This window comes from Okeania sp. SIO3B5 (assembly GCF_010692555.1).
GTDB lineage: Bacteria > Cyanobacteriota > Cyanobacteriia > Cyanobacteriales > Microcoleaceae > Okeania.
In genome coordinates this window covers 1-8,539 of the sequence record NZ_JAAHHG010000435.1, presented here as the reverse complement: position 1 = coordinate 8,539, position 8,539 = coordinate 1, and the positions used below count along the sequence as shown (strand labels likewise).

Annotated in this window: 6 protein-coding genes and 1 pseudogene; 5 read left to right on the top strand and 2 right to left on the bottom strand. The window is 39.8% G+C overall.

Features of this window, described 5'->3' with window-relative positions; translation table 11 throughout:
• Positions 1-127: 127 nt before the first annotated feature.
• Both F6K54_RS34660 and F6K54_RS34655 read right to left on the bottom strand, forming a co-directional pair.
• Complete coding sequence (locus F6K54_RS34660; protein WP_293088181.1) at positions 128-3,037, bottom strand: tetratricopeptide repeat protein; 2,910 nt, start codon at positions 3,035-3,037, stop codon at positions 128-130.
• A gap of 837 nt (positions 3,038-3,874) precedes the next feature.
• Positions 3,875-4,783, bottom strand: a complete 909-nt coding sequence (locus tag F6K54_RS34655) for a calcium-binding protein (RefSeq protein WP_293088179.1) — start codon at positions 4,781-4,783, stop codon at positions 3,875-3,877.
• Positions 4,784-5,845: 1,062 nt separating this feature from the next.
• Here F6K54_RS34655 and F6K54_RS34650 point away from each other — a divergent pair.
• The 5 genes and pseudogenes from F6K54_RS34650 to F6K54_RS34630 form a co-directional block, all read left to right on the top strand.
• Positions 5,846-6,148 (top strand): helix-turn-helix domain-containing protein, encoded by a 303-nt coding sequence (locus F6K54_RS34650; RefSeq protein WP_366558315.1) that lies wholly within the window; start codon positions 5,846-5,848, stop codon positions 6,146-6,148.
• Position 6,149: 1 nt separating this feature from the next.
• Positions 6,150-6,557 carry a transposase gene (locus F6K54_RS34645; protein ID WP_293088177.1) on the top strand — a complete coding sequence of 136 codons (408 nt, stop codon included), beginning with the start codon at positions 6,150-6,152 and terminating at the stop codon, positions 6,555-6,557.
• 597 nt (positions 6,558-7,154) lie between these two features.
• Entirely contained in the window at positions 7,155-7,937 is a 783-nt protein-coding gene (locus tag F6K54_RS34640; RefSeq protein WP_293088175.1) for a reverse transcriptase N-terminal domain-containing protein, read from the top strand.
• A pseudogene (locus F6K54_RS34635) lies at positions 7,897-8,061 on the top strand (reverse transcriptase domain-containing protein); the annotation flags it as partial. The gene F6K54_RS34640 and the pseudogene F6K54_RS34635, both read left to right, overlap by 41 nt.
• A gap of 24 nt (positions 8,062-8,085) precedes the next feature.
• Positions 8,086-8,539 (top strand): group II intron maturase-specific domain-containing protein (locus tag F6K54_RS34630; RefSeq protein WP_293088183.1); only part of this gene is annotated, 454 nt, incomplete at its 3' end.

The window sequence follows — 8,539 nt, the reverse complement described above, 5'->3', positions numbered from 1 at the left end:
TTCAGACGTTTCCTCTCCCGATCTCTCCCCCACTCCCTTACTCCTCTTACTCCCCCACTCCCCCACTCCCCCACTCCCCCACTCCCCCACTCCCCTACTCCCCTACTCCCCAAAACCTCCAACTTTTTCAAACAATACCCACAGCTTTAAGCATTAAATTTAGCGATCCTAAATTCACCAAAATATCTTCCACAAGAGAACTTTCATACATTAAATTCCTAATAGGATAACAACTAAACGCTTCACCTACTAAAAAGTAATGCTCAAGTCCTAATAATTGACTAATATGCCAATAGTAATATCTGAGATAGTTAGGCGAAAAAAGCTCAATAACTTTAGTCTCTCGATTACAGAATACTATATTTGTAAGACCACTTCCGTGAGGAGCAACTATAATTTTCGCATGAGCAAAAGTAGCAATTTGACTTTCTAGAGACATAGACTCTGGAGTAATACAAGTAAAACCAAATTTACTTAATATCTCTACTACCTCTGGTTCATTCATTACTCGACGATACCTAGCATTACCCCTACTTATATATATTCTTTCTGGCAACTCTGACTTCTCAATAAATCTTTCCTTAAGAAATACCTCTCTCAAAAATTTTATTCCCCACGGTTGTAACCATCCTAAATAACTAGAATATGAAGGGACAACTAATTCTTCCGCTTGAATATAGGGATGGCGATCGCTTGCCAGAATTTTCTCTTCAGGAATGCCCAGAATTTTTAAAGTCTCCTGCTGAAAAGGTTGTTGATAATCATTAACCAAAAACCAATCTATCTCTTCTAAATTTATCCCCTGACGTAATATTTCTATTCTGGGCAACAAATCTACCATCCAGTGAAAATACACATTTCCCGACAGTACCGATAATACTGCCACTTTACCATGAACTTTCTCTAGAGACGGAAGTTCTTCTAAATCAAATATTCGATGTTTACTTGGATCATGGTTAGTACATCCTGGCAATGGAGATGGATACTCCCTAGAAACATCTGCCAGTAAGTAATTATCTGGAGTCATAATAGCGATCGCGTAACATAGTCTCCAGTAATTTTTCTTAGGCATAATCCAAGCTCTTCCCTCTGGTACTATTGTTACGAAATTGGGAGTCTGGGAAATTTTCTGAAAATGAGGAAAACCAGGCTTACTATTTTTTGTATCTTCTGTCAAGGAGGGTATATCCCCTTTTATTCCTTCCTTGAGAAAAGAGCTTTTTTTCCCTAAACTCTTACTCAAAAAATCCCTATCTTGGCTAAACCCACTCCTACCATTGAGACTATAAACTGCTGGAGCGAGGTATTTGGGTTCAAAATACTGATAAATTTCCCATAAACATTTACTACAATTTAACCCATGACATTCTAAATTTTTCTGCTGATTTTTAGAGCTTAATTCCTGAATTGAAAATTTAGTAATTTCTTTTATCCCCCTTTCAAAGGGTGGTAGGGGGGATGCCTTATCTTCTGCTGTGGATTTTTCTAATTTTACCTCTATATATCTTGGCAAGTCGTTGCTACTGTCTAATCGTTCTATCCAATCTTTTGTAGATAAATGTAATCCTTCTAATTGTTGATAAGGCTGAAAATTATTGTTGAATATCTGCGAATCTAATATTGCTTTTTCCGATAAAATTTTACTGTAACAATCTATCGCTTGCTCCCATCGCTGTTGCTTTTCCAGAACCTTTCCCAAATCAAAACAAATGTTGATAGTCTCAGCAATTCTATTTTCACTTAACAATATTTGGATAGCTACCCGATAACTAATAATCGCTGAACTTAACCGTTTTTGTTTAACCAAACAATTCCCTAATAAACAATAAACATTTGGTAAACTTGCCTGAACCTGTAAAGCCTTTTGATACATTATCTCTGCAGTAGAATAAGACTCATTTTCCATCAAAACATTGCCAAAATGAACATAATATTCGACCAAATATTCAGATATTTTCTGATACTGCTGCTGAAAACTTTCTGAATAACCATCTAACTTTTGTAGCTCCTTAATAAAATTCCAACCAGCCACCTTTGTCAAATACAACTCATCAGATACTATCTGCTCCCCATTCTCCAACTTCCCCTCCCATAACTGACAAAAACCATCCACAAATTGATCACTAATAATCGCCTTTTGTAAATAAACAAAAGCAGCCTTAAACCTACCTATAGCCATCAAAGAAAAAGCACAATCACTATAAACTAATACATTATCTTTTTCTGACTTTAGTCGAATAACCTCTTCAAAACATTTTACCGCCCACTCATGTTCCCCAATAACTTGTAGAACTTTACCCAAATTATAATGCGCCTTAATAACAGTAGGATTTAACTCTATAGCACGACGATAAGCAGCGATCGCTTGTGCAGGATTTTCTCTTGATAAAGCATGACCAATATTATTATATAAATCTGCTGAATTTGGTTTTAAACCTAACCCCTGCTGATAAACTTCAATCGCTTCTTCCGTGCGATTAAAATCAGCTAAAACACCACCTAAATTATTATATGCTTCTACAGAATTAGGCTTAAGTCTGATAATTTTTCTATAAACATCAACTGCTGCTTGATAATTTCTTTGCGACTCAAAAACAATACCTAATCTAAAATAAGCATTGATATAATCAGGCTTCATAAAAATTGCTATTTCATAACATTCAATAGCAGCTTCTACATAACCAAATTGATGCTTTATATTACCCAGATTATAATAAACTTCCGGCCATTTTAACCCTAAATTAATCCCTTGTTGATATTGACTTGCTGCTTCAATCAACCACTTTTTCTGACTATATAATTGACCAAGAAAAGCATGAACTTCTGCAAAATCTGGCTTAATTTCCAAAGCTTTTGTATAAGCAGACATAGCTGCCTGAAAATTACCTTGAACTTGATAAATTTCCCCTAATATTCTGTAGGCATCCTCAGAATTTGATTGTAATTTTAAAACTTCTTGACAGGCTACTATAGCTTGACCTAATTTACCTTCGCTCAAGTAGAGTTTTGCTAATCTGAGATATTCTTCTATTCCCATCCTTAGCCTAATAATTAATCATTGAATATGTAGCTTTTGATCTCAAATTTAAAGGAAAGGCTCAATAATTAATAATTAATAATTAATAATTAATAATTAAGGACATACAGCATATTTCGGGCAAATGAGGTACAAGCTTGAATGGTAAAATCATCGTAGCGTAGGCATCTTGCCTGCGTTTAGGCATCTTGCCCGCGACAAGTGTACCTCATAACAACGGAAACCGCTGTATCAAAAACTGAAAACTAAGACAACGCCAGATTTCTCCTTCTGCCTTCTGCTATATGAGGATAATATCAATTTGTTAAAGAAATGGAAGAGTTTGATACCCCCAAACCCCCGACAAAAATCTCTAGCTCCCCCCTTTCCAAGCTATCCATTATCAGCAAAATTCTTTACAAAAGTGGATAATGCCTATTATAAAAAGCTTACAAGCATTTTGTTGGTTTTACAAGCTTTGACAAATTGACTAACTTGTGTACTCCTAAAAGGGGATAGTGGAACGGTGGCATTTGCCAAAATTTGCCGATTTTTCAACCAATAAGCGTCTTTAAGCTCTGAAAGAATATTTGGTCCAACGCCATTTAAAAGCCTCTATCCCCGTGTCTCCGTGTCTCCGCGTCCCCGTGTCTATGGAGAATAAACAGCCCTGGGGGTTAGGGGGGGATAAAAAGGGGTGCTTAAGAATTCAGACTTATGCCATAACTTTATTAAATTGGTATAACTTGAAAAGACCACTAAAAATTTTCCCCCCTAAAATATAGGTTAGGGGGGAGTTAGAATCTTCATTCTCGGGTTATACCGATATGTTAAAGCGCATCTATATATCAACCAGACTTAGAAGATTTCAAAGTCAGTGTTGTCTAATGGGGTATTCGGAGTAACCCGAAGAATTTGATCTTCATCACCAATAACTTGCTCTGGGTTATAGTAGACTAAACCATTAGCAGGGTCATATATAATTGCTGCAGGGTTGTCTCCTTGAGTTGCAGGATTGAAGTTCTCAATCACTGCAAACTCGTTTGCGGGCAACTCACCTCCAGCTGAACCACTTAGAGCATTAAAGCTGGCATCCTCTGGAACAGTTGGGCCAGCAGCGAGAACTATCTTATCTCCTTCATCTCCATTAAAGTCTGTTAGAGTGTCAACTCCATAAGTACCATTTGGACCATAGAAGAAGAAGAACGTATCAGCTCCATCGCCACCTGTTAAAACATCATTCCCTCTTTGTCCTGATACGAAGTCATTCCCATCACCACCATCAAGACTATCATTGCCTTTACCTCCTTGAAGAGTATCATTACCGTCATCACCCTGTAGGAAATCAACACCTAAATTACCTCTTACTAGGTCTCCTCCTGCTCCACCCCTGACTATATCATCACCGCGATCGCCGAACAGAATGTCTGATCCTTCACCACCATCTACAGTATCATTATCTCTTCCACCTCTGAGGCAATCATCTCCTGCACCTCCGAGCATGGAGTCAGCTCCTCGGTTACCTTGGGCGGAATCGTTGCCAGTACCACCAGTTACAGTATCAGAACCTCCACCTAATGCAACTACATCATTACCACCACCTGCTGCCACAAAGTCATCACCTGACAACTCTGAAAAATTGTCACCACCAGGTGTTCCCGCTGTACGGTCTGCTCCTGGGGTTCCAATTAGGATACGCCCGCCATCATCCGAATCAGGGTTAGGTATATCTACTGATGGTGGAGTTGGATTTGGTATTTGTGTCACTTGCTTACCTCGTTTTTTAGAATTTACTATTGGTGATTTATCTGTGATTTGCTCAAAGAGCTAACTTTTAGATTCTGTATAGATGATAGATAACTGTTATTGTCAACCTATATTTTCATTTCTAGGGAAAACTTAGCCCTTGTGAGTTAAGACATTACAAGAACAGCCATTGTTCCCCATTACTACAGCACTAATCTAATGACATAATTCCTATTTCAGAAACTAGGCCAGGATTTTTTCAGCTGCAACAGATACATTTTTTAGAAAGTTCTAGGTATGTACTGTTTTGCATATTTTTTACATCTTTATTTGCATCTTTAAGACTATATATGATTTTCTGTAAATATTACAAAAAAATGTGAAGTTGAAAGCCAAGTGCCTTTAGCCCTTGGATGAAAACAAGTTGTGGGAATTTATTCCCAAGTATCCCAAAATGTGGGATAATACCAATGAATGCGAGTAGGAACAAGGTTTGTCCCATAGACTCAATGCTTGTAGGGGTGAAACTCCTGTCGGGAAGAAACTACTAGCATGGTTCTACCAAGACACTCGGCACAGACAAATAGGCAGCAAGGATAGGGATTTATAGCTCGCTCATAAGTGTAAAACCACTCTGAAAGCGAGACAAAAGTAAGGGCGATGTATGTGGCATTCGGAGTCAGCATATTTGAGTCTGTAGGTGGTATATGAGCTGCCACCACTGGAAAAAATTAATCAAGTCCAGTGACAGCTAGTGGCCTTTGAGAATCGTGTTTTTCAACCGATTCTGAACAACTGCTTAGAATAACCCGTACTTTAGTCGGGTGAGAAGTCAAAGATATTTTTTAGCTCAATCAATACAAATCTCCAAGATTTTAACATAGTATGAACGATTGTCAATTGCCAAACTTGCTGATTAACTGATGGGGAGTTTGAGGGGCTATAAGTCCCGCGCTCTATCTGAAAGATGAGCGTCGGGATACATGGACCCCTCAAGCAGATTTTTCCGGTCAATCCCGGTAAAATCACCCAACAGTATAGATATAGAGCTATAGAGTAATCATTCTGTGTTAGAATTTTTGTATGACTCTAACCATCAACTATCGTTATCGACTTCACCCCGACCCCATCCAAGAGCAAACTATGCTCCATTGGTTGGAAATATCTCGCAAAGTGTACAACTATGCCTTGCGGGAAATCAAGGATTGGGTGAATGCCCGTAAGTGTAGTTTGAACTATTGTTCCCTATCAAAAGAATACATCATCCCAGCTAACAAGTCTTTTCCAACCTACTACAACCAGCAAAACGCACTGCCCCTGGCCAAAAAAGCATTCCCAGAACTCGAGAGTTGTTCCCTCTCAAGTTCTGCAAACTACAATTCGTAGATTGCACGATGGTTGGAATTATTTCCAGCAAAGAGGTTATGGCTTTCCTCGCTTCAAGAAGTTTGGCCAAATGAAGTCGATGCTGTTTCCTCAATTTAAAACTAACCCCATTACAGGTTGGCAGATTTCTCTGCCCAAGATTGGAATTATACCCATTAACTTGCACCGACCAATTCCAGAAGGTTTTGTAGTCAAGCAAGCAAGGGTATTAAGGAAGGCAGATAGGTGGGAAGTAGTACTCACCATCGAGTCTGAGGTATCGAGACCAGAAGCTCAACCTCACGGAGAAGCGATAGGTATAGATTTGGGTTTGGAGAAGTTTTTGACAACCTCAGATAGAGAGTTTATTGCCAGACCCCGATTTTTGACATCCTTGTATCGCGAGTTGGAATTACTGCGTGTGACCTGAACTGGTCATTTAGAACGGGGAGCCGACTCCTCTCTGGGATTCCTACCCCAGACCCTCATGGAAAGGACTCTTTGAGTCTGGGTACTTCTGTAGTAAGTAATGAAGCAGAAGGTAAGCAACCCCCAAAAGTAACCTCGGCTACTAGGGTGAAGCAGCCAGGAGCAAGAGGGTGAATGAAAGGATGAATTCACATGAAGACGATGCCTAAACTGCGTCATTCCAAAAACAGCCAAATCACTCCTGATAGGCTGTGACCAAAAGGGTAAACGGGCAGTTCAATGGTTGTAGTGTCCATTGAACGTAGGAATACAACCCCCGTCGCAGAATAGTCGTCCATCCGAACCATTCAGAAAATCTAGATGAATCAACAGGGTAAGCCCAACTAGGTCTTTGAGCGGGTCGATTCTCAAAGTAGGTCGGAGGTAACGAAGACACAATCCCTAGATGGGTAAAAGATGGAGGAAAAAGCGAATGCCAGTCTGTAATGGGCTGGATAGGGGTTCTAGATTTGCCCCTGAACGAAAGCAAAGCAGACTTCCTCTGGGTCTTATACGGAAAGAAACAATGATCAGGAAACCAAACGGAGTTAAAAGTTAGATGTCAAGCGCAAGCCTGATAAATGGAAACAATGGACAACTCATGGACTGGTCGCAGATTAATTGGCGAAAAGCCCGTAAGATTGTGAGGAATCTACGTCAAAGAATCTTCCGTGCCCGAAAACTTGGTCAAGGTCAGCAACTCAGAAGGTTGCAGAAATTGCTAGTAAGAAGCCGAGCCAATTTATTGCTGAGTATTCGACAAATCACTCAGGTTAATGCCGGAAAGCAAACAGCAGGTATTGATAAGGAAATAATTAATACCCCTGCACAGCGAGTGAAACTTGCTAATACTTGGGATATGCCAGAGGCTAAACCCGCGAAAAGAGTATATATACCTAAGTCTAACGGCAAGAAACGTCCTCTGGGAATCCCGACCATAAAGGATAGAGTCGCACAAGCAATAGTCAAAAACATACTAGAACCCGAATGGGAAGCCATGTTTGAATCTAACTCCTACGGATTCAGACCAGGAAGAAGTTGTCACGACGCAATAGCACAAAGTTACATCAGGCTGAGTGTCAATCCCTCAAGCTGTAGTGACAAATGGGTTTTAGACGCTGATATCAAAGGTTTCTTCGACAACATTGCCCATGAATCCATCCTGAACATGATTGGTTCTGTCCCACAAGGGGCACTAATCAAAGAATGGTTAAAAGCAGGATTTATCTACAAAGGGATACACAATCCTACCGAGACAGGCACTCCTCAAGGTGGTGTAATAAGTCCAATACTAGCAAATATTGGACTGCACGGGGAGCGAAGAACACATCAAAACAGCTAACCCAAAGCTAGGCATCATCAGATATGCGGATGACTTCATAGTTACCGCTAAAGACAAGGAATCTTTGGAACAAGTGCTTATCCTAATAAAGCAATGGTTGTCAAGTAGAGGCTTGGAAATCAGTGAGGAGAAGACAAGGATAGTAACAATGAAAGAAGGCTTTGACTTTCTTGGATTCAACTTACGTCATTACAGTGGCAAATTATTAATTAAGCCCCAGAAAAAGAAAGTATTAGCTTTCTGCAAAAAGATTGGGGAAACCATAAAACAAAAGAAAAGTGCAACTCAAGAAGAAGTCATTAAAACCTTAAATCCGCTTCTGAGAGGTTTTGCTAACTATTACAGAGGAGTAGTGAGCAAAGAAACCTTCAACTACATTCGTTATCGAGTGTGGAAATACCTCTTTAATTGGGCTAAACGTCGGCACCCCAACAAGACAAATGGGTGGGTAGCAAATAAATACTTCAGAATAGTGAAGGACAATCGCTGGACTTTTGCGTGCAATGGGACTGGAAGAAAAGGCACAGATGTACTCTGGGTTCTATACGACATCAGTAGTACTCCTATAGTCAGGCACGTCAAGGTCAAAGGAACGGCAAGCC

Bases quoted from the DNA above. Each gene is read 5' to 3' on its own strand.
- F6K54_RS34660 (WP_293088181.1), bottom strand. From the start codon at position 3,037: ATGGGAATAGAAGAATATCTCAGATTAGCAAAACTCTACTTGAGCGAA.
- F6K54_RS34650 (WP_366558315.1), top strand. From the start codon at position 5,846: ATGACTCTAACCATCAACTATCGTTATCGACTTCACCCCGACCCCATC.
- F6K54_RS34640 (WP_293088175.1), top strand. From the start codon at position 7,155: ATGTCAAGCGCAAGCCTGATAAATGGAAACAATGGACAACTCATGGAC.